This window comes from Paracoccus chinensis, assembly GCF_900102885.1.
Lineage (GTDB): Bacteria > Pseudomonadota > Alphaproteobacteria > Rhodobacterales > Rhodobacteraceae > Paracoccus > Paracoccus chinensis.
The window spans coordinates 1-1,457 of sequence record NZ_FNGE01000070.1 but is presented as its reverse complement, the minus strand read 5'-3'; the positions used below and the strand labels follow the sequence as shown (position 1 = coordinate 1,457).

The 1,457-nt window shown below is 66.6% G+C and carries 1 protein-coding gene; it reads left to right on the top strand.

Translation table 11 applies throughout. The features are described 5' to 3' along the window. A partial coding sequence (locus BLQ03_RS17680; RefSeq protein WP_090757594.1) for an electron transfer flavoprotein-ubiquinone oxidoreductase occupies positions 1–1,457 on the top strand: 1,457 nt, incomplete at both ends.

Below are 1,457 nucleotides of genomic sequence, written 5' to 3'. Positions count from 1 at the left end.
ATGAGCACGATCGAACGCGAATCGATGGAATTCGACGTGGTGATCGTCGGGGCGGGACCCGCGGGCCTGTCGGCGGCGATCCGCCTGAAGCAGATCGACCCGGACCTGAACGTGGTGGTGCTGGAAAAGGGCTCTGAGGTCGGGGCCCATATCCTGTCGGGCGCGGTGCTGGACCCGGTGGGCCTGAATGCCCTGATCCCCGACTGGAAGGACAAGGGCGCGCCGGTGAAGACCGCCGTCACCTCGGACAGCTTCGTGGTGCTGGGCCCGGCGGGCTCGGCGCGCATCCCGAACTGGCCGATGCCGCGGCTGATGTCGAACCACGGCAACTACATCGTCAGCATGGGCAACGTCTGCCGCTGGCTGGCCACCCAGGCCGAGGAACTGGGCGTCGAGATCTTCCCCGGCATGGCGGCGTCCGAGCTGGTCATGGACGGCGACCGCGTGGCGGGCGTCGTGGCGGGCGAGATGGGCAGGAACCCCGACGGCACCCCCGGCCCCTCCTACGAGCCGGGGATGGAGCTGCGCGGCAAGTACGTCATGATCGCCGAGGGCGTGCGCGGGTCGCTCGCCAAGCAGCTGATCGAGAGATACGACCTTTCCGCCGGGCACGAGCCGCAGAAGTTCGGCATCGGCATGAAGGAGATCTGGGAGATCGACCCGGCCAAGCACAAGGAAGGCACCGTCGTCCACACGATGGGCTGGCCCCTTGGCAAGAACGCGGGCGGCGGGTCCTTCATCTACCATGCCGAAAACAATCAGGTGTTCATCGGCTTCGTGGTCCACCTGAACTACGAGAACCCCTATCTTTACCCCTATGCCGAGTTTCAGCGCTTCAAGCACCACCCGATGGTGGCCGAGCTGCTGGAAGGCGGCAAGCGCGTGGCCTATGGCGCCCGGGCGATCAGCGAAGGCGGCTGGCAGTCGCTGCCGAAGATGACGGTGCCGGGCGCGCTGCTGCTGGGCTGCTCGGCCGGCATGGTCAACGTCCCCCGCATCAAGGGCAACCACAACGCCATGCTGTCGGGGATCGCGGCGGCGAACGCGGCCGCGGCGGCCATCGCGGCGGGACGCGAGGGCGACGAGCTGGTCGAGTACGAACAGGATGTCCGCACGGGCCTCATCGCACATGACCTCAAGCGCGTTCGCAACGTCAAGCCTGCCTGGTCGCGCACGGGCATGATGGGCAGCCTGATGCTGGGCGGCATGGACATGTGGGTCGCCAGCCTCTTCAACCGCAACATCCTGCGCACCTGGAAGCACGGCAAGACCGACGCCGCCGCCACCCGGCCCGCGAAGAACTATCGTCCGATCGACTATCCCAAGCCCGACGGCAAGCTGTCGTTCGACCGGCTGACCAACGTGGCCTTTTCCTTCACCAACCACGAGGAAAGCCAGCCATGCCACCTGAAGCTGAAGGACCCGACCGTCCCGATCCGGGTGAACCTGCCGGAATA